The 22,677-nt window shown below is 71.0% G+C and carries 22 protein-coding genes and 1 pseudogene; 8 read left to right on the top strand and 15 right to left on the bottom strand.

All coding sequences use genetic code 11. The features are described 5' to 3' along the window. Positions 1–556: 556 nt before the first annotated feature. Positions 557–2,152 carry a gamma-glutamyltransferase family protein gene (locus MKL20_RS29365; RefSeq protein ID WP_244039639.1) on the bottom strand — a complete coding sequence of 532 codons (1,596 nt, stop codon included), beginning with the start codon at positions 2,150–2,152 and terminating at the stop codon, positions 557–559. A 121-nt stretch (positions 2,153–2,273) separates the two neighbouring features. Between MKL20_RS29365 and MKL20_RS29360 the strand changes: the two genes are divergently transcribed. Both MKL20_RS29360 and MKL20_RS29355 read left to right on the top strand, forming a co-directional pair. After that, positions 2,274–3,725: a carbohydrate porin gene (locus MKL20_RS29360; RefSeq protein WP_244039638.1), complete on the top strand. Its 1,452-nt coding sequence runs from the start codon at positions 2,274–2,276 to the stop codon at positions 3,723–3,725. Positions 3,726–3,771: 46 nt separating this feature from the next. Continuing rightward, complete coding sequence (locus MKL20_RS29355) at positions 3,772–5,307, top strand: cation:proton antiporter (RefSeq protein ID WP_244039637.1); 1,536 nt, start codon at positions 3,772–3,774, stop codon at positions 5,305–5,307. A 248-nt stretch (positions 5,308–5,555) separates the two neighbouring features. On the opposite strand, the gene gshB is transcribed toward MKL20_RS29355, so the two are convergent. Further along, positions 5,556–6,512 carry a glutathione synthase gene (gene gshB, locus MKL20_RS29350; protein WP_244039636.1) on the bottom strand — a complete coding sequence of 319 codons (957 nt, stop codon included), beginning with the start codon at positions 6,510–6,512 and terminating at the stop codon, positions 5,556–5,558. A gap of 46 nt (positions 6,513–6,558) precedes the next feature. After that, positions 6,559–6,852, bottom strand: coding sequence for a hypothetical protein (locus MKL20_RS29345; protein ID WP_243962509.1), 294 nt, complete (start codon positions 6,850–6,852; stop codon positions 6,559–6,561). Positions 6,853–7,254: 402 nt separating this feature from the next. On the opposite strand from MKL20_RS29345, the gene MKL20_RS29340 reads away from it, so the two are divergent. Continuing rightward, entirely contained in the window at positions 7,255–7,455 is a 201-nt protein-coding gene (locus MKL20_RS29340) for a hypothetical protein (protein WP_244039635.1), read from the top strand. A gap of 43 nt (positions 7,456–7,498) precedes the next feature. After that, a complete protein-coding gene (locus MKL20_RS29335; RefSeq protein ID WP_244039634.1) occupies positions 7,499–8,344 on the top strand; it encodes a hypothetical protein in 846 nt (281 codons plus the stop codon). A gap of 7 nt (positions 8,345–8,351) precedes the next feature. Here the strand turns inward: MKL20_RS29335 and MKL20_RS29330 are convergent, their stop codons facing one another. Genes MKL20_RS29330 through MKL20_RS29320 form a run of 3 tightly spaced genes read right to left on the bottom strand, consistent with a single transcriptional unit; the run spans position 8,352 to position 11,975 of the window. Then, positions 8,352–8,978: a hypothetical protein gene (locus MKL20_RS29330; protein ID WP_243962506.1), complete on the bottom strand. Its 627-nt coding sequence runs from the start codon at positions 8,976–8,978 to the stop codon at positions 8,352–8,354. After that, entirely contained in the window at positions 8,966–9,670 is a 705-nt protein-coding gene (locus MKL20_RS29325; protein WP_244039633.1) for a DUF1214 domain-containing protein, read from the bottom strand. The genes MKL20_RS29330 and MKL20_RS29325 overlap by 13 nt, the downstream gene beginning before the upstream one ends. A gap of 4 nt (positions 9,671–9,674) precedes the next feature. Continuing rightward, positions 9,675–11,975, bottom strand: coding sequence for a transglycosylase domain-containing protein (locus tag MKL20_RS29320; protein WP_244039632.1), 2,301 nt, complete (start codon positions 11,973–11,975; stop codon positions 9,675–9,677). A 170-nt stretch (positions 11,976–12,145) separates the two neighbouring features. Between MKL20_RS29320 and MKL20_RS29315 the strand changes: the two genes are divergently transcribed. Next, a complete protein-coding gene (locus MKL20_RS29315) occupies positions 12,146–12,637 on the top strand; it encodes a YcgN family cysteine cluster protein (RefSeq protein WP_244039631.1) in 492 nt (163 codons plus the stop codon). 251 nt (positions 12,638–12,888) lie between these two features. Here MKL20_RS29315 and MKL20_RS29310 read toward each other — a convergent pair whose 3' ends face one another. From MKL20_RS29310 to MKL20_RS29285, 6 genes are all read right to left on the bottom strand, one after another. Then, positions 12,889–13,551, bottom strand: coding sequence for an NrsF family protein (locus tag MKL20_RS29310; RefSeq protein ID WP_244039630.1), 663 nt, complete (start codon positions 13,549–13,551; stop codon positions 12,889–12,891). Then, positions 13,551–14,222 (bottom strand): RNA polymerase sigma factor, encoded by a 672-nt coding sequence (locus MKL20_RS29305; RefSeq protein ID WP_244039629.1) that lies wholly within the window; start codon positions 14,220–14,222, stop codon positions 13,551–13,553. The genes MKL20_RS29310 and MKL20_RS29305 overlap by 1 nt, the downstream gene beginning before the upstream one ends. Then, positions 14,219–14,935 carry a DUF1223 domain-containing protein gene (locus tag MKL20_RS29300; protein ID WP_244039628.1) on the bottom strand — a complete coding sequence of 239 codons (717 nt, stop codon included), beginning with the start codon at positions 14,933–14,935 and terminating at the stop codon, positions 14,219–14,221. Before MKL20_RS29300 ends, MKL20_RS29305 begins: the two co-directional genes overlap by 4 nt. Positions 14,936–15,005: 70 nt before the next feature. Further along, positions 15,006–15,800 carry a creatininase family protein gene (locus tag MKL20_RS29295; protein ID WP_244039627.1) on the bottom strand — a complete coding sequence of 265 codons (795 nt, stop codon included), beginning with the start codon at positions 15,798–15,800 and terminating at the stop codon, positions 15,006–15,008. A 399-nt stretch (positions 15,801–16,199) separates the two neighbouring features. Beyond that, positions 16,200–16,733 carry a protein phosphatase CheZ gene (locus MKL20_RS29290; RefSeq protein WP_243962498.1) on the bottom strand — a complete coding sequence of 178 codons (534 nt, stop codon included), beginning with the start codon at positions 16,731–16,733 and terminating at the stop codon, positions 16,200–16,202. A gap of 110 nt (positions 16,734–16,843) precedes the next feature. Beyond that, positions 16,844–17,227 carry a response regulator gene (locus tag MKL20_RS29285; RefSeq protein WP_007560016.1) on the bottom strand — a complete coding sequence of 128 codons (384 nt, stop codon included), beginning with the start codon at positions 17,225–17,227 and terminating at the stop codon, positions 16,844–16,846. 293 nt (positions 17,228–17,520) lie between these two features. On the opposite strand from MKL20_RS29285, the gene MKL20_RS29280 reads away from it, so the two are divergent. Together MKL20_RS29280 and MKL20_RS29275 are read left to right on the top strand one after the other, a co-directional pair. Then, positions 17,521–18,507, top strand: a complete 987-nt coding sequence (locus tag MKL20_RS29280) for a bifunctional riboflavin kinase/FAD synthetase (RefSeq protein ID WP_244039626.1) — start codon at positions 17,521–17,523, stop codon at positions 18,505–18,507. A 52-nt stretch (positions 18,508–18,559) separates the two neighbouring features. Continuing rightward, a complete protein-coding gene (locus MKL20_RS29275) occupies positions 18,560–18,778 on the top strand; it encodes a DUF2093 domain-containing protein (RefSeq protein WP_243962496.1) in 219 nt (72 codons plus the stop codon). On the opposite strand, the gene lpxK is transcribed toward MKL20_RS29275, so the two are convergent. From lpxK to MKL20_RS29260, 3 genes are read right to left on the bottom strand one after another with little or no spacing between them, the layout of a single operon-like run. After that, positions 18,756–19,754: a tetraacyldisaccharide 4'-kinase gene (gene lpxK, locus MKL20_RS29270; protein WP_244039625.1), complete on the bottom strand. Its 999-nt coding sequence runs from the start codon at positions 19,752–19,754 to the stop codon at positions 18,756–18,758. The genes MKL20_RS29275 and lpxK overlap by 23 nt on opposite strands. Continuing rightward, positions 19,754–21,085 (bottom strand): 3-deoxy-D-manno-octulosonic acid transferase, encoded by a 1,332-nt coding sequence (locus tag MKL20_RS29265; protein ID WP_244039624.1) that lies wholly within the window; start codon positions 21,083–21,085, stop codon positions 19,754–19,756. The genes lpxK and MKL20_RS29265 overlap by 1 nt, the downstream gene beginning before the upstream one ends. After that, entirely contained in the window at positions 21,082–21,864 is a 783-nt protein-coding gene (locus tag MKL20_RS29260; protein WP_244039623.1) for a lysophospholipid acyltransferase family protein, read from the bottom strand. Before MKL20_RS29260 ends, MKL20_RS29265 begins: the two co-directional genes overlap by 4 nt. A gap of 297 nt (positions 21,865–22,161) precedes the next feature. Between MKL20_RS29260 and MKL20_RS29255 the strand changes: the two are divergent. Further along, positions 22,162–22,647, top strand: a pseudogene (locus MKL20_RS29255) (VIT1/CCC1 transporter family protein); the annotation flags it as partial. Between the last annotated feature and the right edge of the window lie 30 nt (positions 22,648–22,677).

Here is a 22,677-nt window from a genome sequence, read left to right as displayed (position 1 = left end):
GTGGCGGTCGCCGGGAGCGTGTGCGCGCGGTTGCAAGGAGGTAGCGCTGGAGCTTGGGGCAGGCATGCCGCGCCCGGCCACGATCCCGGCGACCGCCACCGGGGATGGGGGCACGCGTGGATGGGTGTTGCGCGAGGTCATACGCGAGGAGCGGACGAGCATTCGCCGCCGGCGGCGTTCCTACTCAACCCCCTCGTCCTGAGGGCGCGGACCCCAGCGCAGACTTCGAAGGCGGCTTCCAGGTGGGCGCGCGGTCCCTGGACGGCTCCTTCGAGGCTGCTGCGCAGCACCTCAGGATGAGGGGAGAGATTGGGACACACCTCAATCAGAATCGTCACGCGACTGCGATCACGCCGTCAAACAGGCTCTGAGTTAAAGGCGATCCGGGACCCGGCGGAGCAAGCGCCGCAAAGCGGCATGATCGGGACGCGCCGTTGTTGCGTTCGCCTGCTTCGCGTCATCCTGTGCTGGGTCCCGGGTCGCATTCCGCTGGCGCTGCATGCGCCCGGGAAAGGGAGTCGCGAGAACGGCGATCGTCCGCGCCGTCGGTCTGGATCTAGAACCCCAGCGCGCCGCCATCCGAGCGCGGATCGTGCATGGCCTCGATCCGCCCGTCCCGGGCCCGGCGTACCAGCATGCCGGCATGGCCCAGCGTGTCGCTGTAGGGCACGCCGACCGGCTCGATCTGGTGGCCCATGCGCTCCAGGGCCGACAGGATCGCCGGGTCGAACCGGTCCTCGACCTTCACGCTCAGCGACGGCGCACCCCAGGTCCGGCCGTAGAGCAGCCGCGGCGCCTCGACCGCGTCGGCGACGGAGAAGCCGTAATCGGCGTAGCGGCAGAAGATCTGGGCCTGGAATTGCGGCTGGCCATCGCCGCCCATCGCGCCGTAGGCCATGACCCGGCCGTCGTCGAAGGCGGCGAGCGCGGGAATCAGGGTGTGGAACGGGCGTCGGCCGGGCTCCAGCGGGTTCACGGAAGCCGGGTCCAGGGAGAACGAGACGCCGCGGTTGAGCCAGTCGATCCCGGTCCGCGGCAGAACCACCCCGGAGCCGTATTCCCAGTAGACCGACTGGATGTAGGAGACCGCCAGGCCGTCCCGGTCGATCGCCCCCATCCAGACCGTGTCGCCGGGGGAATCGCGCAGGGGCACCGTGGCGGCGCGCTTCATGTCGATGCGGGCGGCTTCCGCGGCGAGGAAGGCGGGCGCCAGGAAATCCTCCATCTCGTGGCGCAGCCGGCCGAAATCGGTCACCACCCGGTCGCGGACCGCGAAGGCCCGCTTCGTCGCCTCGATCAGCCCGTGATAATGCGCCACGCTCTCCGGGGCGGCGACGTTCAGCCGGTCGAACAGGCCGAGGATGATCAGAGCCGCGAGCCCCTGAGTCGGGGGCGGGAAGTTAAACAGGGTGGCGTCGCGCCGGCGCAGGGTCAGTGGCCTGCGCTCGGCCGGCTGGTAGGCCTTGAGGTCGGCCCGGGTCACCGGCGCGTCGAGGCGCTCCAGGTCGACGCCGATCTCGTGGGCGATATCGCCCCGGTAGAAATCCCCGAGCCCGGCATGGGCGAGTTGCTCCAGGGTCGCCCCGAGGGCCGAGAGCTTGCGGATCTCCCCGGCCTGATAGGGCTTGCCGTCCTTGAGGAAGGTCGCGGCGAAGTTCGGGGCCTCGTACAGGGTGTCGCCCGCTTGCGGCTTGTAGCGCTCCTCGCTGGGCGAGACCGGCACGCCGTCGCGGGCCTGGGTGATCGCGTCGGCGAGCAGCACGTCCAAGGGCAGGCGGCCGCCGAGCGCCTTGGAGAGCGCCAAAGCCAGTTCCCAGCCACCGACCGCTCCCGCCACCGTCACCATGGCGTCGGGGCCGCGCGACGGGATCGTGTCGTAGCCCTTCTCGCGGTAGCGCTGGATCGTGGCGAGGCGCCCGGCCGGCCCGCAGGCCTCGATGCCGCGCACCCGGCCGCCGCGCTCGCGCACCAGCCAGAAACCGTCGCCGCCGATGCTGTTCATGTGCGGGTAGACCACGGCGATCGAGGCCGCCATCGCCACCATCGCCTCGATGGCGTTGCCGCCCTGCGCCAGCACGGTCCGGCCGGCCGAGGCGGCGAGGTGGTGGGGGGCGGCGACGGCGCTGTCGGAGAAGACGGGAGTCTCGGGCATCGTGTGTCCTGTGGTGTTCCGGTCGCAGCGTTAGGCAAGAGCGCGGCCGCCGCAAGGTCCCGCGCTCCGCCGAGGCGGCGGCGTGCTAGAAAGCGCGATGCCCGTCGCGCGGAAGCGGCCGATGTCGTTCAAGAATCTGCCCCGGTTCGCGATGGGCATTGCCCTCGCCGCGACGCCGGCGGCGGCCCAGCAGCATGTGAAAACGGTCTTCGAGGGTGCGGGCGCCGATCCGCGCATCTCGGTCTCGCAGCCGGAGAGCACCAGCCAGGCCTCCGGTGGCTATGTGCGGTCGATCGAGCCTTCGCTGGGTCCGCTCGGCGATCCCTTCGGCCTCCGCCCGGTGCTGAAGGCGCGCGGCATCGAGTACAGCCTGACCTACATCGCCGACGTGCTGGGCAACCCGACCGGCGGCCTCCGCCAGGGGGCGATCGTGGAGGATCGCCTGAACCTGCGGCTCAACCTCGATCTCGACCGGCTTGCCGGCTGGGAAGGCGCGACCATCCACGCCAACGCCTATTTCATCCACGGCACCGGCCTGTCGCGCTACTATGTCGGCGACCTGCTGACCACGAGCGTGATCGAAGCGCTGCCGTCGAGCCGCCTCTACGTGCTGTGGTTCGACCAGAGCCTGATGGACGGGCAGCTCGGCCTCCGGATCGGCCAGCAGGCCGCCGACACCGAGTTCTTCGTCAGCCAGACCGCGACGCTGTTCGTGAACTCGACCTTCGGCTGGCCGGCGATCACCGGGCTCGACCTGCCGAGCGGCGGCCCGGCCTATCCGCTCTCGGCCCCGGCGATCCGCGCCAAATACGTGCCCGGCAACGGCTTCTCGCTTCAGGTCGGGCTCTATGACGGCGACCCGGCCGGGGCGAACAGGCCGGGCCAGGACCCGGAGGCGCAGCGGCTCAACCGCACCGGCACGAATTTCCGCACCAACGATCCGGCCCTGATCGTCGCCGAGGCGACCTACGCATTCAACATCGAGCCGGGAGCCAAGGGCCTGCCCGGCGACATCACGCTGGGCGGCTGGCAGCATTTCGGCCGGTTCGACAGCCTGCGGTACGACATCACCGGCGTGCCACTGGCCGACCCGAACGCCAGCGGCATCGGCCGCCCGCTCCGGGGCAATGCCGGCCTCTACGCGATCTACGACCAGACCCTGTACCGGGAATCCGGCAAGGACGACGAGGGCCTCGGCTTCTTCGTGCGCGCCGCCTACTCGCCGACCCGATCGAGCCTCGTCGACGCCTATGTCGATACCGGCCTCGCCTATAAGGGCCTGTTCGACGGCCGCGACGACGACACGGTCGGCGTGAGCCTCGCCCATGCCCGGATCAGCGACGACGCCCGCCGGGCCGACCGGGACACGATCCTCTATACCGGCGTCCCGATGCCGCGGCGGCGGGCCGAGACGGTGCTGGAGGCGACCTACCAGGCGGTCGTGGTTCCGGGCTTCACGGTGCAGCCCGACGTCCAATACGTGTTCCATCCGGGCGCCGGGGTGGCCGGCCCGGATGGGCGCCGCCTGCGCAACGCGGCGGTGCTCGGGGTGCGGGCGACCGTGCAGTACTGAGCCGGGCGCCCTGGAACGGTGGCGGTGCCCGCCCTCTTTCAGACTCATGGTGATCTTCGAGTGGGTTGTCGGCGTCCTGTTCGGCGCCGTCCTGTTGGCTGCGTTGGCGCGACGGCTGGGCGCGCCGTACCCAGCGTTCCTGGCGCTCGGCGGCGTCGGCCTCGCCTTCGTGCCCGGCGTGCCGAACTTGCGGCTCGATCCCGAGCTGGCCCTCGCCCTGTTCCTCGCCCCCGTCCTGCTCGATGCCGGCTTCGACGCCTCCGTGCGGGACATGAGGGACAATTGGCGCGCCGTGTTCGGCCTCGCGGTGGGCGCCGTGGCGGTGACGACGCTTGCCGTCGCGTTCGTGGCCCACCTGATCGTGCCGGACATGCCGATCGCGGCCTGCATCGTGCTCGGCGCCGTGGTCGCGCCGCCCGATGCCGTGGCGGCCCTGGCGGTGCTGAAGCACGCGCCGATGCCCCATCGGCTCGCCACGATCCTGCGCGGCGAGAGCCTGCTCAACGACGCCGCCTCGCTGATCATCTACCGGCTGGCGGTGGCGGCCGCGATGGCCGACGGCTTCCATCCGGCCGAGGTTGCGCCCGCCTTCCTGCTCGGCGTGGTGGCGAGCCTGGCGGCCGGCCCCTGCCTGGGCCTGGCCTTCGTCGCCCTGACCCGCCGCGTCACCGACCCGGCGAGCACGATCGTGATGCAGTTCGTCGCCGCCTTCGGGATCTGGCTGGCCGCGGAGCGGCTGGAGATGTCGGGGGTGCTGACCATCGTGACCTTCGCGGTCACGGTCGCCCGCCGGGCGCCCGGCATCACCGCCCCGCGCACCCGGGTGATCTCCTACGCGGTCTGGGACACGGCGGTGTTCGTGCTCAACGTCCTGGCCTTCATCCTGATCGGCATCCAGATCGACCCGATCCAGGACCGGCTGACCGGCGCGGATGCCTGGCAGGCGATGTTCCTGGCCGCCGCGATCTTCGCCACCGTGGTGGTGACGCGGATCGCCTGGGTCCTGCCCACGACCGGCCTCAAGGGTCTCGGCCTGCGTCAGGCGGGCTCCCGGGCGCGATACGGCCCGGGGCTCGCTTTGTCCTGGGCCGGGATGCGCGGCATCGTCACGGTCGCGGCCGCCCTGGCGCTGCCGATGGAGTTTCCGCACCGGGACTTGGTGGTGTTCACCGCCTTCTTCACGGTGCTCGGCACGCTGATCGTCCAGGGCCTGACCCTGCGGCCGCTGCTCGCCTACCTGAAGCTGGAGGATGACGATCCGGTCGGGCGCGAGGTCGGCTGGGCGCGGGCCGCCGCCTACAAGGCGGCCCTCGAGAGCCTGTCCGAATCCGGGGACGAGCCGGCGATCGATTCGTTGCGCGCGGAGTTCCGCTCGGCGCTCGAAGAAGCCGAGGCCCATGACGAGGGTCGCGCCCCCGAGAGCCTGCCCTCGGACGCCGCCCGCCGCCGGTCGGTAGAGGCCGCCCGCAACGCGGTCCTGTCCCTGCGCCGCCAGGGCCGGATCGGCGACGATGCCTACTTTTTGCTGGAGGAGGAGTTCGACTGGGCCGAACTCAACGCCACGCCGAAGGCCGAGACGTGAGACGGGTCAGTTGCAAGCCCTTTCAAGGCGTTTGGCTCGGACAGTCCTGCATGTCGTGAGAGGCAGACCCTTTGCAAAAGCGGCTCAGTCACCCACCCCGTCATTCCGGGGCCGCGTAGCGGAGCCCGGAATCCAGAAACACAGGTGAAGCAAGGTTTTGCACCGTCCACGGCTCTGGATTCCGGGCTCGCCTGCGGCGCCCCGGAATGACGGGATTGTTGCGGAAGGCAAACAGCTAAAAGGTTGACTCAGACACCTTTACGCGCCGCGACCCGGGCCTCGATCGCGTCCCAGACCGCCACCGAGAGATCGGGGCCGCCGAGTCGCTGGATCGCTCGGATGCCGGTGGGGGAGGTGACGTTGATCTCGGTCAGGTGACCGTCGATCACGTCGATCCCGACCAGGATCAGGCCGCGCCGGGCGAGTTCCGGGCCGATCGTGGCGCAGATCTCGCGCTCGCGCTCGGTCAGCTCCGAAGCAGACGCTGCACCGCCCCGGACCATGTTCGACCGGATGTCGTTGGCTGCCGGCACACGGTTGACCGCGCCCATCGCCACGCCGTCGACCAGGATGATGCGCTTGTCGCCCTCGGTCACCCGGTCGAGGTAGCGCTGGATCACCCAGGCCTCCCGGAAGGTCGTGGCGAACAGGTCGAACATCGAGCCGAAATTCGGATCCGTCTCGGTCACCTTGAAGACGGCCGCGCCACCATGCCCGTGCAGCGGCTTCATCGCCACGGTGCCGTGCTCCAGCCGGAACGCCTCGATCTCCGCCTTGTCGCGGCTGATCAGGGTCGGGGGCATCAGCTCGGGGAAATCGAGCACGAACAGCTTCTCGGGCGCGTTGCGCACCTCGAAGGGGTCGTTGACCACCAGCGTCTCCGGATGGATCCGCTGCAGCATGTGGGTGGCCGTGATGTAGGCCATGTCGAAGGGCGGGTCCTGGCGCATCAGCACCACATCCGCCTCGGCGAGGTCGATCCGCTCCGGCGGCGTGAGCGTGAAATGCGCGCCCTCGACGTCCTGGACCGTCAGCCCTTCGACCCGGGCGGTCACGCGCCGACCCTGCATCGAGAGCCGGTCCGGCGTGTAGTAGATGAGGCTATGCCCCCGCCGCTGGGCTTCCAGCAGCAGGGCGAAGGTGGTGTCCCCGGCGATCCGGATATTCTGGATCGGGTCCATCTGGACGGCGACGGTCAGGCCCATCGAAAATGCCCCTCGCCAGCGGCGCGTGTCGGAACCGGAGGCAAGCTCAATCGTCGGACATCGACTTGCTGCCGGTGCGCTTGTCGTAATCGCCGATCGCCGAGCGGCACTCGGGCGAGAGACGCTTGCGGTTGCGCATCATGCACTTGTCCGCGTCCTGGCTGTTCGGATCGACACCAGCGCAGAGACGGAAATAGTCGTTCGCGCAGCCGAGCTGCAGCCCCTGGTCCTCGCGCTGGGCATAGGCGGGGCCGGCGGCGAGCGTGACGAGGGTGAGCGCTGCCGCGGCGAGGCTGCGGCGACGGTAGGCGTGCAGGGTGCGTTCCGGAACGAGTCGCATTCAGCGGTGTCCTCAAATCTCGATCGCGCGGAAAATCGATGCGGCGGTATCCCGTCCGCTTGGGTCCGGCATATCGGTCGCGCAGGGCGGTAGGCAAGCGCCGCAGCTCCGCATGGGTTCCCCGCGCCGAACGCCGCGCCAACGCCTCGCCCGGGTGTGACCCCGAGGCCGCACGGAGCCGGCGAGAAAAAAGGCCCCGTCCGCGATCGGACAGGGCCTCAGTCAAAGGGAGGAAACGCCCGCCATGGGCAAACGCAGCGTCGCAATTCGCGCGCCACATACGCCGGATGGCCGGCAAGACTCCGTTAACCACGTCATGCTGAATGGTTTCCGTAGCCCTTGCCGACCCCCTCTGCAGGGCCCGGGCATTGCCGCTCGAGCCGCCGACAGGAGCCGGAGACCATGACCCCATTCCAGCCGCGGGTGACGCGCGCGCTCCGACCGCCGATGCCCGCCAACGACGCGCGGCAGGATGCGTCCGCGCTCCTGATCCCGTTTCCCGGCGCCGAGGCACGCCGGACGCGCCGCCTGCCGCGCGCCGACGAACAGCGCGGCGAGATCCTGTTCTTCCTCGGCGTGCGCTACGAGCGCCTCGCCTCCTGAGCACGGCGACCGGCCCGGCCGCGATGTTTCCGACGGTTTGATCATGCCTGTCCCGGACCGCCCTCGGCCGAATGTCCTGCCCAAAGCCGGGACGCGCACGAACCGCACCCGCAAGGCCTCCCGCCTCCTGCCCGCCGGCGCGGCTCTGGCGCTGCTCGCCGCCTGCACCCAGAGCGGCGATTTCGGCCGGCCCCGGACCGGGGTGTGGAACGGCCTGATCGACACCACCGGCAGCTTCTCCGCGCGGGATCGCGGCCGCCTGATCCTCGATTCCGGCCTCACCGACGACGAGCAGGCCTTGCGCGACCGCGCCTGGCGGTTCGTACAGCCGGCCAGCACCTTTTCGGCCTTCCAGGAGGCGCTGCTCGGGCTGGCGAGCGCGCACGCGACACCGACCTGGCGGTTCGACGAGGTCGGCGCCTATTACGACACGCTGACCGCGGAATCATCGCGCTCGCCGGTCTCCCGCTATCGGCAGCTCGCCGACGACGCCACGGCCGATGCCCGCCTGATCCCCATCTTCACGGCGCTCGCCGCCCGGGTCATCGACGCGGATGCCGCGCGGCTGCGCAGCCTTCCCTATGCCAAGACCCTGGACGATGCCGACATCCGCCTGGCTGCCCAGCGCGTGGCCGAGAACCGGTGCCTGATCGCCTGGGTGCGGATCGAGACTGGCCTGCGCCTCGCGCGCTACCGGTTCGCCCTGGAGCACCTCTTCGCCCAGGCGCCGGCGCCGGAATCGGTCTCGGCCGAGCGGTCCCTGGCCATGCTCGCCGCCCGCCGCAACCTGCTGGTCCCGCTGTTGCCGCCGGATGCCGCGGCGCGCTGCGGCCTCGAAGCTGCCATCGCGCCGGTGGCCGAGGCCCCGCCGCTCGTCGTCAAATACTGAGACGGCGCTACCGTCCGGCACCCTTATTGGTCGGATCCTTGCCCGCGGGCTCGTCCGTCTGCGTGTCGGTGGTGCAGGAGACGGCCTGGACCGCGGCGTTGGCGCCGGGCCGCTGGCTCGGCAGGCCGGCGATCACCCGCACGACCACGACGCCGCGATTGTCCGGCGCGACGATGCGCACGTCGCGGCTCGGGTCGTTCTCGTCGTCGTCGGCCAGCGCCTCGTCGTACTGGGCGCGGGTCAGGATCACGAGGTCGAGGGCGCCGCGCACCGCGGCCTGGTCGGTCACCGCGTAGAAGGCGCCGCGCCGGGCATGGGCGGCCAGCGACAGTGAGAGCGGCCCGGTCCGCGCCGAGACGCGCATCGGCCCGTCGGCGAGATCGTAGGCGCAGACGCCGACCGCCACGGCCGGGTCCGGGATCGGCAGCCACGCCTCGGGCGGGGAGGGGTCGTCGCCGGTGGCGACCGTGTAGATCGGCTGCGGGTGATCCAAGTTCTCGCTGGTCCGGGCGCGCGAGACGGCATCCGTCTCGGACAGGCGCGGGATCGCCAGCACCGCGGCGATGTGTACGATCCCGGCGAGCACCAGGCCGATCAGCGTGGCGTAGACGAAGCGCAGGTTCACGACGCGCATCCCAGGCGGGTGATGGCGGGTACCGAATCCCGATCGAGCGACCCGACACTGGCGGCGGCAGGCGTGTCGTAGAGGCGCAGCGCCAAGCGCACCGGGCCGCTCTCCCGGGGGCTCGGCAGCCAGTTGCCGGGCTGGACCTCGGGGGCGAGCACCACCGAGAACCGCCCGTCGGCCGCGCGCAGGATCTCGGTGGAGGTGAAGCCCTCGCGCACGGCCGGTCGCCCGGGCTCGCGGGCGCCGCGACCCGCGACCGTGAGGGTCCAGGCCCGGGCCGGCGGCGTCCCGCCGCCGATGCGATACGTGCAGGTGGCATCGAGCGCCCGGCCCTGGTCGTCGACCGCGGCAGTCAGCAGCAGGCCCTCGCCCACCGCCAGGGGGATCTCGCCGCGGCGGGCGTTGACGGCGCGGGTATAGGGATCGGCATTGGCCGCGCCGGCCCGAGGCCAGGCCGTCCAGGCGCCGACCTGCACGCCCCCGAACGGGTAGCCGCCCCGCGTCGCCCAATCGGCGCTGGCGAGGCCGAGCACGCCGCCGAGCGCCAAGGCGTAGACCGCGAGACCGGCGATCGAACTCTTGCGCCAGACACGGGCGACGAGCCGGCCCGCGCGGCCGAGGGAGCGCGGCTGCGGCGCGGGTCGATCGTCTCCGGCCGCGGATCTGCGGCCGGGGTTTCCGGGGATCGCGAGCCTCATCGGATCATCGCAGCTCGATGCGGCCGCCGACGGACCGGGCGCCCTCGGCCATCTCGCGCGGCTGGGCCGGGGGTCCCGCGGCCCGGTCGCCGGGCTTCCGGTCGGTCTTCTGGGTGGCCTTGTCGCCGCCGCCGGCATCCGGCCGCGCTTCGCCGGCAGGCGCGCGCTCGACGGTGCGGAACAGGCCGTTGAGGCCGCCGATCACCTCGAAGGAGCGGCGCGAGAGCTTGCCGTAGGCGCTGGCGTTGGGGTCGATCGGGGCGGTGGGGCCGCCCGACGCCTGCTGCTGGGCGGCGCGCGGGCTGTCCTTCAGGCCGGGCAGGCCCTTGATCTCGATGCCCTGGTGGGCCGGCTCCATCACGTCGTGCCAGAGCTGGGCCGGAAGCGAGCCGCCGGTGAGCTTGTTGGTCGAGGTGTGGTCGTCGTTCCCGAACCAGACCGCGCCGACGTAATTGCCGGTGTAGCCGACGAACCACGCATCCCGGTAGGCATTGGTGGTGCCGGACTTGCCGGCGACCTTCACGCCTTCGAGCTGGGCGCGCTTGCCGGTGCCCTCCTCGACGACCTTGTTGAGCATGAAGTTCATGTCGGCCACCACCTGGGGCGACAGCACCCGGTCGGGCGGTTCGTCGGCATGGCGGTAGATCACCTCGCCGGACGAGTTCTTGACCTCCATGGCCGCGTAGGGCTTGGCCTTGAAGCCGCCATTGGCGAACACCGCGTAGCCGGCGGCCTGGTCGATCACCGTCACCTCGTCGGAGCCGATCGGCATCGAGACCGTGTCGATCAGGTTCGAGGTGATGCCCATCCGGTGGGCGGTCTCGATGATCTTGGCGCGGCCGGCCTTGGCGGCCCGGGCCTCGTGGCTGATGCCCATGGCCTTGCCGAGCGCGATCGAGATCTTGATCGGGATCGTGTTGATCGACTTCGCCACGGCGAGCCACATCGGCACCCGGCCGGCATAGGACCGGCCGTAATTCTGCGGGCACCAGTTGCCGATGCAGACCGGGCTGTCGACCACCACGGTCTCTGGCTTGAACAGGCCCGAGGCGAGGGCCGCGGAATAGACGTAGGGCTTGAACGAGGAGCCTGGCTGGCGCAGCGCGTCGGTGGCACGGTTGAACTGGCTCTCGCCGTAATCGGCGCCGCCGACCATGGCGCGCAGCGCCCCGTCCGGATCGAGGATCACCATGGCGGCCTCGTCCACGTCGAAGGCGTCGCCGGACTTGCGCAGGATGTCGGCGACCACGTCGTCGGCCCGCTTCTGGATCGCCAGGTCGAGGGGCGTCTTCACGGTGAGCACCCGGTCGCTGCGGAGCTTGCCCGCATCGGCCATGCCCTTGATCTCGCCGAAGGCCCAATCGAGGTAGTAGTCGGCGGTGATGTCCCGGGTGCGGGTCACCGGCGTCGCCGGGTTGCGCAGGGCGGTCTGGATCTGACCTTCGGTGACGAAGCCGGCCTCGACCATGTTGTGCAGCACGTCGGCCGCGCGCGCGCGGGCGGCGGGCAGGTTGACGTGGGGCGCATACTTCGTCGGCGCCTTGAACAGGCCGGCCAGCATGGCGGCCTCGGCGAGGCTGATGTCCTTGAGCGGCTTGCCGAAATAGTAATCCGCCGCCGCCACGGCGCCGAAGGTGCCGCCGCCCATATAGGCCCGGTCGAGATAGAGCTTCAGGATCTCGTTCTTGGTGAGATGGCTCTCCAGCCACAGGGCCAGGAACGCCTCGTTGATTTTTCTTTCGAGCGAGCGCTCGTTCGTCAAAAAGAGATTCTTCGCGAGCTGCTGGGTGATCGAGGAGCCGCCCTGCGTGCCGCCGCCGCCGCGCGAGTTGTTGACCAGCGCCCGCAGGGTGCCGATCGGGTCGATGCCCCAATGCTCGTAGAAGCGCCGGTCCTCCGTGGAGACCAGCGCCTTGATCATGATGTCGGGAAACTCGTCGAGCTTGAGCGAGTCGTCGTGCTTGATGCCGCGCCGGCCGACCTCCGTGCCGTAGCGGTCGAGGAACGTGACCGCGAGGTCCTGTTGCTTCAGCCAGTTGTCGCTGGTCAGCTGGAAGGCGGGCTGCGCGAAGGCGAGCAGCAGCACCGCGCCGCCCGCCCCGAGGGTGACGGCCTCGCTGGTCAGGTCGAGGGCGAACCGCTTCCAGCCATGCACGGCGAACCGGCTCATGACTCGCTGGAAGCGCTCGTAGGCCGCTCCGGTGGACCGGCCGCTGTCGTAGAGGCCGGCATTGACCCAGGCATCGAACGCCAAAGCGGCGCGCTCGATGCGGATCTTGATCTCGGTGAGCGTCGGCAGGCGCACGATGTCGGACCCGGCTTGTCGAGCGCCTGCGCGGCGTGCCCATCCTTAGCAGGATCCGGAACGGTGGGCGAGGCTCTGCGCAGTCTCGCGATTCGTCGCGGCCCGGCCCCGCTTGCCCCGCGGCGCCGGCTCGGGCAGAGACACGCTCTTCCCGATCGCGAGATTGACCGATGTCCAAGCCCGAGGCTCTGCGCCGCGGGGTCGCCGAGCCGTTCTGGCGGACCAAGACCCTCGAAGCCATGACGCCGTCCGAGTGGGAGAGCCTCTGCGACGGGTGCGGCCGGTGCTGCCTGATCAAGCTCGAGGACGACGAGACAGGCGAGGTCCACCACACCGATATCGGCTGCACCCTGCTCGACGGCCTGACCTGCCGCTGCCGCGACTATGCCCGGCGCCAGAAGCGCGTGCCCGATTGCGTCCGTCTGACCCCGGAGGCGGTGCGCACGATCCCGTGGCTGCCGCCGACCTGCGCCTATCGCCTCGTCCGCGACGGCGAGCCGCTCTATCCGTGGCATCCCCTGATCTCGGGGCGGGCTTCGAGCGTCCACGAGGCCGGCATCTCCGTCCGCGGCCGGCTCTCCGGCAACGAGGAGGAGTTTTCCGACGACGAACTGCCGGACCGGATCGTGGCCTGGCCGGGTTCGGATCCGGACGCGGGCTAAATCGAAACTGACGGAGCCGAGCGTTGCCGGTTTCGCGCCGTCCTTTTCCCGGGCGCATGGAGCGCGAGCGGAATGCGACCCGGGACCCAGCAAAGGACGACGCGAAGCGTCTGCACCGTGCCGCTTCGCGGCTCATTCTCTCCTGGGTCCCGGATCGCCTTCCACTGACGTTCCAGGCGTCCGGGAAAGGGGCGCGCGAGCGATGCCAGATTCCGCCATCCCCAAGGGATCAACCGCCGTTCGTTTGGCGCTCAGCCGTTCCCGACCCGGCTGCCGAGCAGCCGGCCGCCCGCGAGGCCGTTGAGTCCGATCACCCCGAGCACCGCGACGGCGTGGATCAGCAGATCCGACGCGGTGGCGTCGTGCGGGTGGAACGGCATGAGCAGCGCGGCGGCGGCAGCGGCGGCGGCCAGTCCGCCCAGGGCGGCCGTGAGGTTCGGCCGCAGCGGGCAGGCCCGGCGCAGCATCACGACGATCAGCGCCGAGAGCGGCACCGAGACGCAGACCAGGAAGCTGAAACAGCCGGCGACCTCCTGCGGGTGCAGCGGGCCGGTGCCGGGGGCGATCCAGTCGCGCAGGCAGCCGAACCCGCTCGCCCCGATCCAGAGGGCCAGGGGCGGCAGCGGCAGCAGCGCCCAGGCCCGGGAGCGGCCCGGCACGCTGGTAGCGAACGCCGCAAAGGCGGCGGCCACCGCCGTCAGCACCGCGCCGAGCGCCGCCAGGGCGAGATCCGGCACGCGCATGCGCAGCATGAAGCCGCTGGTGTCGATCCGGCTCGCCAGGACCAGCCCGATGAGCAGAGCCGCACCGAGCCAAAGCGCGGCGCGCAGGGCCGGCGCATGCAACGGCCGGACCGGCTCCAGGCTGCCGGCGAGATCCTCGACGAGCCGCTCGTGGCGGGCGAGATCGGCCATCAGCGCCGCTCCTGCATCAGGTTGGCGCGCAGGGCCTTCAGGGCCCGATGCAGGTTGACCTTGAGCGCGCCCTTGCTGCGCCCGGTGAGGGCCGCGGTCTCGTCCAGCGACAGCTCGCGCAGGCCGAGATGCTCCACCGCCTGCCGCTGCCCGTCCGGCAGGGACGCGACGGCGCGGGCCAGCGCCGCGGCCCGGTCGCGCGCCTCCAGACCCTGGCCGGGCTCGGGACCGGGATCGGTTTCGGCCTCGTAGGCGAGGGGATCGTGGACCTCCCGGGGCCGGCGGCCAGCCCGGCGCAGGCGGTCGATCGCCCGGCGCTGGGTGATGGCCCGCAGCCACGGCAGGAACGGCCGCGCCGGATCGTAGCTGGCGCGCGCCCGATGCACGGTCATCAGCGTGTCCTGCACGACGTCGTCCACCGCCTCGCCGCGCACGCCCTGCGCCCGGGCGATCGCCGAGACGAGGGGCAGGCACGCCTTCAGCAGGGCGCGATACGCGGCCGCGTCACCGTCCTGCGCCGCCGCCATCAGAGCGGCCAGTTCCCCTTCGAGCGCCATCCGGGCTCCGCCGCCGATCCGTTCTCCGGCCTGGGCTGAGTCTAGCGCGGGGTTGGAGTCCGACGCCAGCACCCATCCGCGCCCCGCGACGCAGCCCGGCATGGCCAGCATCATCGCGGGCTCCCCTCGGCCGCGGCGAGGCGGTTGCCCAACCGGGCCGCGCCCAGGATACGGCCGTCCTCGGCCTGCAGCAGGAGGGCTGCGGTCTCACCCGCCGGCGCGGCGGCCTCGAAGGTCGCCGCAGAGCCGGACCAGGGGCCGAGATCCTGGATCGCGCGGACGACGTTGGCCTGCTCGAGGGTGCGACCGGCATTCTCGCCGCGCAGGACCCGGCTGGTATGGCTCGGATCGAACCCGATCAGCAGGACTCGGCCGGCACCGCTTCCGGCCCCGACCCTGGCGGAGAGGCGGCTACCGTCGCGGGCCAGCGTCACCCGGACGGCCGTCCCGATGCCCCGCGCCTGCGCGATCGCCGCCCGCAAACCGGCCTCGTCGGAGCCGACCAGACCGGCCTGCCCGTCGATCACCGCCTGCGGCGTGTAGGTCGGGCCGCCGAACCGGGTGGCGTACTCATTCTGGCGGGCGGTGGCGGCCGGCAGCGAATAGGGGTCGCGCCAGTCGAGATGGTTCCAGTAGGTGACGTGGAAGGCGAGCGGCAGCACGTCCGCGCCTTCGTGGGCCAGCCGGCCGATCAACGCCTCGGCGGGCGGGCAGGAGGAGCAGCTCTGCGAGGTGAACAGCTCGACGACGACGGGGCGCTCCAGGGCTGCGGCCGGACGCACGGCGGCGAGCATCAGGGCTGCGGAGATCAACGCGACGATTTTCATGGCCGGGCCTCCCGACACCGGCGAGGAATGCCAGCGCGTGACCGACCTTTCGGCTGCAAAGCCGCGCCGGTTACGCCGGATCCGGCCCGTCGAGCTCGAAGCGGTCCACGTCCCGCAGCAATGCGACGAAGGCGGCGGCGCCGTGATCGAGCGCCGCCTGCCCGGCCTCCGCGGAGCCGATCCGGGCATCGCCCATGGCCCCGGAGGGATGCAGGTCGCCAGCCTTCCAGGCGAAGGCGGCGGGACGGCCGGCGCGCAGATGGATGAAGTCCCGGACCATCGTGAGGCTGCGCGGCGGGAAATTAGCGATCTGATCGGCTCGCACCAGATCCGGCCGCAGGGCCAGCATCAGCGCGGTCTCGACGCCGCCGGCATGGATGCCGTGGGTGATCTCTTCCGGGGGGAACAGGCCGTCCGGATAGCCGAACCGGGCCCAGGCGGTCGTGACCGCGACCAGGCCGAACCGCGCCCGCAGCTCGCCGGCCACGAGATCGATGAGGGCGCTGTTGCCGCCGTGGCTCGTGACGATCACCAGCTTGCGGCAGCCGGCGCAATGGATCGCGGCCCCGATCCCGGTCCAGGCGGCGAGCGCCGTCCCGGTGTCCAGGGACAGCGTGCCCGGAAACGCGTCGTGCTCGTCGGACTTGCCGATGGTCTGGACCGGCAGCAGCAGCACGTCGAGATCGTCCGGCAAGCGTGCGCGGACACGGGCGAGGTAACCCTCGGCGATGATCGCGTCGGTGCCGAGCGGCAGGTGCGGGCCGTGCTGCTCGATGGCGGCCACCGGCAGCACCGCCACCGCCCGCCGCATGTCGCGCCGCGCGAAGTCGTCCGTGGTCAGATCGGACCAGAGCCGCGCCACCATGATATGGGCCTTCGCAGGTTTCGCAAAAGTCGCCGGCGGTTTTGCGTCGAAAACCTGCGATCCATCAAGACTCTCAGAGCCTGTTTGACCGCACGCACGCAGTCGAATGATGGTTCTGCCGATGGAGATCCCAATCTCTCCCCTCATCCTGAGGTGCCCGGCGATCGTAGATCGCTGGGCCTCGACGGAGCCCTCCAGGGATCGCTCGGCTGGCTGGAGGGCTCCTCTCCGCTACGCCACCTCAGGATGAGGGCGAGAATGGGAAAGACCTGTCAAACAGGCTCTCAGCATCCGCGCGTCGGCCCGCCGACGCGCGGATGTTGAGATTTTCCTGCCACGGCGCCTTCTGGCATCGGGTTACCGAGGGCGCTCTGTTCCCCCGGACCGCTTCAGGTCCGGTCAGGCGAACATGGCGTCGATGTCGTTCTGGGACGGGGTTTCCTCGACGGCCTGGGGGCCGTTGAGGAGCAGGTCCTCGGCGCGGGCGCGGCGGGCCATCTCGACCGGATCGGTGGAGGTGGCATCCCGGGCCTTCACGGCGCCGACGAAGCGGGCGAGCCGCTGCTCGAACAGCCGCAGGGCCTCGACCACCTTGGCGATGCGCTGGCCGGTGATGTCCTGGAAGGCGCAGGCCTCGAAGATCGTGTTGATCCGCTCCTCGACCGCGTCCCGGTAGCCCGGCCCGTCCGGGAGGCTGAGCATCGCCTCTGCGGCCTCCATGATCGTGTTGGTCGCCCCGGCCGTGGCCGCAACGACGCTGCCGAGTTCCTCATGGGCCATGGGAATCCGGTCGCGACTCATCTCGTTCGCCCGGAGCGCGCCGATCTCCTCGCGCAGATGGGCGATGTAATCCGCGATCTCGATCAACTCGGAGATCACGGCGTGCGGTTCGCGGAACCGCATATCGGGCTGTCGCGCGGCGAGTGACGCCATGCTCTCCTCCTGGGATCGGTGACCAGCGATGCCGGCGGCATCGCTCTTGGGCGCCTTCCGGCGTGCCGGGGGCTTCACTGGAGTGCGCGTGGGATGGGCCACGGGACTCATCAATTCCCGCAGACAGCCTCGATCTTGGACTTGAGCGTCGCCGCGTTGAACGGCTTGACGATATAATTGTTCACGCCGGCCTTCTTGGCGGCGATGACGTTCTCGGTCTTCGACTCGGCGGTCACCATGATGAACGGCGTCGTCCGAAGATTCTCGTCGGCGCGCACGTGCCGCAGCAGCTCGTAGCCGGTCATCGGCTCCATATTCCAGTCGGAGATGACCAGGCCGTACTTGCGATCCTTGAGGCGCGCCAGTGCTGCCGTACCATCCGAAGCATCATCGACTTCCTCGAAGCCGAGCTGCTTCAGTAGATTCCGAATGATTCGGACCATCGTCTGGTAATCGTCGACAACGAGGATCGGCATGCTCAGATCGAGAGCCATAGACCAACTGCTCCGTATTGCCCGGCGGGAGGCCGAGGCGGCTCCCGAAAAGATGAACGTTTCACTAGCGCCGCAAAATAGCCGCGCTGCACAGCATTTAAAATAGGGCACGCGCATTGCGAAGGCGTTAATCTGCAGGTGTGGCATTCGCCGTTGACCCCTGCGATGTCGCAGGACGGCCGGTTCCCTTGACCCTCCGGGCGCGTTTCGGCAGGGTCCGGCTCCGTCGGGCCTGCCGCGGACCGCGCAGGCGCTTCCATCCGACCCTTAATCGAGTCTCCGACCCCGAATCGATGGCCTCAGGCGACGAACCGGCCATGCGGCCCTTTACGATTTGCGGCGCGGACGCGCCGGTGCCGCCGGCCCTGGCCGGCGCGGTCGCGGCGATCGGCAATTTCGACGGCGTCCATCGCGGCCATCGCGTGTTGGTGGAGAACGTGCGCGCAGCGGCGCGCGAAGCCGGCCGGCCGGCCGCGGTGCTGACCTTCGAGCCGCATCCGCGCGCCTATTTCGCGCCCGACGCGCCGATGTTCCGCCTGACCTCGCTCGCCGCGAAGGAGATCGTGTTCGCGCATCTCGGCCTCGACGGGCTGATCGTGCGCCGCTTCGACGGGGCGCTTGCCGCCACCGGCGCCCGCGCCTTCGTGCTCGACTTCCTGAAAGGCTCGCTCGGCCTGTCCGGCGTCGTGGTCGGCCATGATTTCCATTTCGGCCGTGGCCGCGAGGGCACGCCGGCGATCCTGGCCGACCTCTGCCGCGAGGCGGGTTTGGGCTGCCGGATCGTGGAGCCGGTCGCCCTGGCGGGCGAGACCGAGCCGGTCTCGTCGAGCGCGATCCGGGCGGCCCTGGCGTCGGGCGACATTGCCCGGGCCAACGCGCTCCTCGGCTATCGCTGGTTCGTGCTCGGCCAGGTCCGCCACGGCGACAAGCGCGGCCGCCAGCTCGGCTTCCCGACCGCCAACGTGATGCTGCCCGATTGCGGCCTGGCGCACGGCATCTACGCGGTGCGCGTGCGGCTCGGGCCCGGTGAGATCCGCGACGGCGTCGCGAGCTACGGTCGCCGCCCGACCTTCGACGACGGCGCGCCGCTCCTGGAGGTCTACCTGTTCGATTTTTCCGGGGACCTCTACGGGCGGGAGATCGCCGTGGAATGCGTCGGCTACATTCGCGGCGAAGAGCGGTTCGCCAGCGCCGACGCGCTGATCGCGCGCATGCATGTCGATGCCGAGACGGCGCGGACTCTGCTGGCCGCCGAGGCGACGCCCTCGATGCTCACTTGATTCTGCAAACGCTTCGGATTGTGTAGAAGGCGGGATCGATCAGGAGGCGGACGTGCTGGGTCGCTACGAGCGTGGACAGAATGGCGAGGCGGTCGTCCAGTATGGGGACGGCACCATGCGGGTGGTCAAACCGGGCGGCTTCGTGCGCTGCGCGGTGACCGGCGAGTCGATCCCGCTGGACGAGCTGCGCTACTGGAGCGCCACCCGGCAGGAGGCCTACGTGTCGCCGGAGGCGATCCTGAAGCGGCTCAAGGAAACCGGCCGGCCGTAGGACTCTCAAGCGCCTGCCGGATCTGCCGCCGCAGGGCTTCCCGATCGTCCGGCACGAGGCGCACGCGCAGCACGTGAACCCGGGCCGCGAAGGCGGCGGGCAGCCGCACGGCGTCCTTCTCGGTCGTCACCAGCTCCGCGCCGAGCCTGTCCGCCTCCGCGGCCAGGGCGGCGAGATCGGCGGCCCCGTAGGGGTGGTGATCCGGGAACGGCCGGGCAGCCACGATGGCGACTCCGGTCCCGCGCAGAGTCGCGAAGAATTTTTTAGGACGGCCGATCCCCGCGAAGGCGAGGCAACGCCCCCCGGCCAGATCGAATCCATCCGGGACCAGCCGCGCCCGGTGGACCGGCAATCCGCGCCGCTCCGCGATCGCCGCCACCGATGCGCCCGGCGCTCCGTCGCCGACCAGGATCAGGCCGGAGACGTGGGGCCATTGCCGATCGAGCGGCGCCCGCAGGGGACCCGCCGGGAACGGCCGGCCGTTGCCGATGCCGGCGCCGCCATCGACCACCGCCCAGGCGAGATCCTTGGCGAGCGTCGGGTTCTGCAGCCCGTCATCCATCACGATGACGTCGGCGCCGAGCGCCCGGCACAGGGCCGCGCCGGCCGAACGGTCCCGGGATACGATCGTCGGCGCGTGACGGGCGAGGAGCAGCGGCTCGTCGCCGACATCCGCGGCCGCGTGGCTGTCCGGATCGACCCGGACCGGTCCAGCCAGGCGCCCGCCATAGCCGCGGGACAGGAAGGCCGGCCTCCGGCCCAACTCGACCAGGAGTTCGGCGACCGCCATCGCGGCCGGCGTCTTGCCGGCCCCGCCGAGGGTGAAGTTGCCCAGGCACAGGACCGGGCAGCCCGCCCGGGCGCCGGGACGATCCATGCGCCGGGCGGTGAGGGTGCCGTAGGCCGCACCCAACGGCGCGAGGGCGCGCGCGACCGGGTGGTCGACGCCCGCAGCCCAGAAGCGCGGTGGCCGCATCAGGCCCGCGCGAGCGGACGGGCGATGTCGCCCCGGTCGAGGCGCTGGAGCTTCATCTGCGCGACGAAGGGTTCGAGCACCGCGAGCGTGCGCCCGACCGCGCCCTCGAAAGGCTGCAGCGCCTGCGGCCCGGCCTGGACCATGCCTGTGAGACGCGCGGGATCCCCCAGGAGTTCGCCGACCATGGCGGCCAGGTCGACGCCGTCCCGGACCAGCAGGGCGGCGCCGGCTCGGTCGAGGGCGCGATAGACCACGTCGAAATTCATGGTGTGCGGCCCATGCAGGATCGCCGTATCGAGGCGCACCGGCTCGATCGGGTTCTGGCCGCCATGCGGGACCAGGGAGCCGCCGAGGAACGCCAGCGGAGCGAGCCGGTAGAACAGGCCCAACTCGCCGATCGTGTCCGCGACGTACACCTCGACGGACGGGTGGGGCCGCCCGCCGCTGGAGCGCCGCGCGCTGCGCAGGCCGTAGGCGGCCGCGCATTCGGCCGCCTCACCGCCGCGGCTCGGATGCCGGGGCGCGAGGATCGTCAGGAGCCTCGGGAACTGCGCCTTCAGCACCGCATGGGCGTAGGCGACGATGCTGTCCTCGCCCTCATGGGTGCTCGCGGCAACCCAGACCGGCCGGTTGGCGATCATGCCGCCGAGATAGTCCAGCTGCTGCAGGTCGACCGGCGGCACCTGGGCGTCGAATTTCAGGTTGCCGGTGACGCTCACGCGGGGGGCCCCGAGCTTGGCGTAGCGCGCGCCGTCCTCCTGGGTCTGCGTCAGGCAGACCGCGATCCGCGACAGCAGCGCCTTGGCGGTGCGCGGGCAGCGCTCCCAGCCCTTGAACGACCGCTCCGACATCCGGCCGTTGACCAGGATCAGCGGGATCTCGCGGGCGTCCAGCTCCAGGATCGTGCTCGGCCAGATCTCCGACTCGGCCACGATGGCGAGGTTCGGCTGCCAGTGTCTGAGGAACCGCGCCACCCAGCGCGGCGCGTCGAGCGGCACGTACTGATGCACGGCGCCGGGCGGCAGGCGGGCCCCGATCAGCTCGGCGGCCGAGCGCGTCCCCGTCGTCACCAGCACCGAGAAGCCGCGGGCGATCATGCCCTCCACGAGCCCGATCAGCGACAGGACCTCGCCGACGCTGGCGCCGTGCATCCAGGCCAGGGGGCCGACCGGGCGCGCCCGGCCGGGCAGGCCGCGCCGCTCGGGCAGCCGCAGCGGGTCCTCCTTGCCGTGATGGGCGCGCCAGGCGAGGAGCCCGGCCAGAGCGGGCTCGCCGACGCGCAGGCCGGTCCGGTAGGCCAGCAGCGGCAGGGTCACGGGCGGAAGCTTCACGCGGGGTCTCCCACCGGGGCGGCCGCCGCCGCGGGCGCACTGCGATAGAGCGCCGCGCGGTCGGCCCGCCCGACCAGCGCGTAGGCGCGGGCATGAACCCGGTTCATCTCGGCTTCGAGGTGGCGCCGGAGCGCCTCGAACTCCTCGCCCGCACAGTCGCGGGCGACGTAGATCGGGTCGCCCAGCACCACCGCGCCCCGGCCGAAGGGCAGGCCGAGACAGGCCCGGTCCCAGGACTTGAAGCGCAGATGCCGGCTGGTCACCACGGCGGCCGGGACGATCGGTCGGCCGGAGAAGCGCGCCAGCGTCAGGATCCCGGCATCGCAGCGGCGCGAGACCTTCGGCACGTCCGCGCTGAAGGCCACCGACTCGCCGGCCTTCAGGGCCCGCAGCATCGCCCGCAAGCCCTCGGCGCCGCCCTTGGCGCGGGCATCGGTCGCCCGGTCCCGGCCGCGGGCGCCGGAGGCCCGGATCACGCGCACGCCGAGATGCTCCAGCGCGATGGTGTTGATGTTGCCGTCCGGGTTCTTCGAGATGATCGTCGCGACCCGGTCCCGCGGCCGGCGCATGAACGGCATCATGATGTGCTGGCCGTGCCACATGCCGGCGATGAGCGGCACCTGCGCACCGATCCACCCGTCGGCGTCGCCGGTGCCGGCCGTGCCGGCCTGGACCTCGAACCGGTTGGTCGCCCGCACCAGGCGCAGATACCCGGCCGCCGCGCGCCCGAGAAGGCGCTGAACGACGGGATGGCGAAGGATACGCTTGCCGAGATTCATGAGACGCTTGTGGCAATCGGAACGGCGCAGCCCGAATCGACCGGGCGCGGTTTCGTCCACCCATGGTCTAGTCCCCCGGCCCGAACCGACGCAACTCGGTCACCGGTCGGTCAACTGCGACCGCCTGCCCGCGATGGCCCAGCCCGGGCGAAGGCTCACCAAACGCAGAGAAAATATCAGCTGCGGCCTTGTTTAGATCGGTTCTAAAATATAGATTGGAATTCATCTAAACAGGAGTGTAAACCCATGGCAGCCGTCCTCGAGGATCTGGCCGACGCCTCCGCGGAGGCCCGGAAGGCCTTCGCCTTGCGCTACGTGCAGCCGGGTCTGGCCGGCCTGATCGACGGGTCGGTCTCGACCCTCGCGCCGATCTTCGCGGCAGCCTTCGCCACCGGCCATAACGGCGCGACGTTCCTGGTCGGGCTCGCGGCCTCCGTGGGGGCCGGCATCAGCATGGGCTTCACGGAGGCGCTGTCCGACGACGGCAGCATCACCGGGCGGGGCGACCCGTGGCTGCGCGGCCTGGTCTGCGGGACGATGACGACGCTGGGCGGCCTCGGGCACACGCTGCCCTACGCGATTCCCGATCGGCTCCCGCCCGGCTGGCCGAACCCGTTCCTCCTCGCCACCAGCCTCGCCATCCTGGTGGTGATCGTCGAGCTGGTCGCCATCGCCGCGATCCGCACCCGCTTCATGGCGACGCCGTTCTGGCGCGCGGCGATCCAGGTGATGCTCGGCGGCGCGCTGGTGCTCGCGACGGGCATGCTGATCGGCAGCGCTTGACGCGCGGGCTCGCGACCGCGATGCGAGGCG

The organism is Methylobacterium sp. E-066 (genome assembly GCF_022829635.1).
Taxonomy (GTDB): domain Bacteria; phylum Pseudomonadota; class Alphaproteobacteria; order Rhizobiales; family Beijerinckiaceae; genus Methylobacterium.
Note: the sequence above shows the minus strand (reverse complement) of the source record. Positions and strands in the feature narration are given on the sequence as shown.

What these genes read in the sequence shown, in the direction of transcription:
- MKL20_RS29335 (WP_244039634.1), top strand. Translation starts at nt 7,499, where the DNA reads ATGCCTGTCCCGGACCGCCCTCGGCCGAATGTCCTGCCCAAAGCCGGG.
- MKL20_RS29280 (WP_244039626.1), top strand. Translation starts at nt 17,521, where the DNA reads ATGGCCTCAGGCGACGAACCGGCCATGCGGCCCTTTACGATTTGCGGC.
- gshB (WP_244039636.1), bottom strand. Translation starts at nt 6,512, where the DNA reads ATGGGCCTGACCGTCGCCGTCCAGATGGACCCGATCCAGAATATCCGG.
- MKL20_RS29305 (WP_244039629.1), bottom strand. Translation starts at nt 14,222, where the DNA reads ATGATGCTGGCCATGCCGGGCTGCGTCGCGGGGCGCGGATGGGTGCTG.
- MKL20_RS29260 (WP_244039623.1), bottom strand. Translation starts at nt 21,864, where the DNA reads ATGAATCTCGGCAAGCGTATCCTTCGCCATCCCGTCGTTCAGCGCCTT.
- MKL20_RS29340 (WP_244039635.1), top strand. Translation starts at nt 7,255, where the DNA reads ATGACCCCATTCCAGCCGCGGGTGACGCGCGCGCTCCGACCGCCGATG.
- MKL20_RS29330 (WP_243962506.1), bottom strand. Translation starts at nt 8,978, where the DNA reads ATGCGCGTCGTGAACCTGCGCTTCGTCTACGCCACGCTGATCGGCCTG.
- MKL20_RS29290 (WP_243962498.1), bottom strand. Translation starts at nt 16,733, where the DNA reads ATGGCGTCACTCGCCGCGCGACAGCCCGATATGCGGTTCCGCGAACCG.
- MKL20_RS29355 (WP_244039637.1), top strand. Translation starts at nt 3,772, where the DNA reads ATGGTGATCTTCGAGTGGGTTGTCGGCGTCCTGTTCGGCGCCGTCCTG.
- MKL20_RS29365 (WP_244039639.1), bottom strand. Translation starts at nt 2,152, where the DNA reads ATGCCCGAGACTCCCGTCTTCTCCGACAGCGCCGTCGCCGCCCCCCAC.
- MKL20_RS29325 (WP_244039633.1), bottom strand. Translation starts at nt 9,670, where the DNA reads ATGAGGCTCGCGATCCCCGGAAACCCCGGCCGCAGATCCGCGGCCGGA.
- MKL20_RS29310 (WP_244039630.1), bottom strand. Translation starts at nt 13,551, where the DNA reads ATGGCCGATCTCGCCCGCCACGAGCGGCTCGTCGAGGATCTCGCCGGC.
- MKL20_RS29295 (WP_244039627.1), bottom strand. Translation starts at nt 15,800, where the DNA reads ATGGTGGCGCGGCTCTGGTCCGATCTGACCACGGACGACTTCGCGCGG.
- MKL20_RS29345 (WP_243962509.1), bottom strand. Translation starts at nt 6,852, where the DNA reads ATGCGACTCGTTCCGGAACGCACCCTGCACGCCTACCGTCGCCGCAGC.
- MKL20_RS29360 (WP_244039638.1), top strand. Translation starts at nt 2,274, where the DNA reads ATGTCGTTCAAGAATCTGCCCCGGTTCGCGATGGGCATTGCCCTCGCC.
- MKL20_RS29315 (WP_244039631.1), top strand. Translation starts at nt 12,146, where the DNA reads ATGTCCAAGCCCGAGGCTCTGCGCCGCGGGGTCGCCGAGCCGTTCTGG.
- MKL20_RS29300 (WP_244039628.1), bottom strand. Translation starts at nt 14,935, where the DNA reads ATGAAAATCGTCGCGTTGATCTCCGCAGCCCTGATGCTCGCCGCCGTG.
- lpxK (WP_244039625.1), bottom strand. Translation starts at nt 19,754, where the DNA reads ATGCGGCCACCGCGCTTCTGGGCTGCGGGCGTCGACCACCCGGTCGCG.
- MKL20_RS29285 (WP_007560016.1), bottom strand. Translation starts at nt 17,227, where the DNA reads ATGGCTCTCGATCTGAGCATGCCGATCCTCGTTGTCGACGATTACCAG.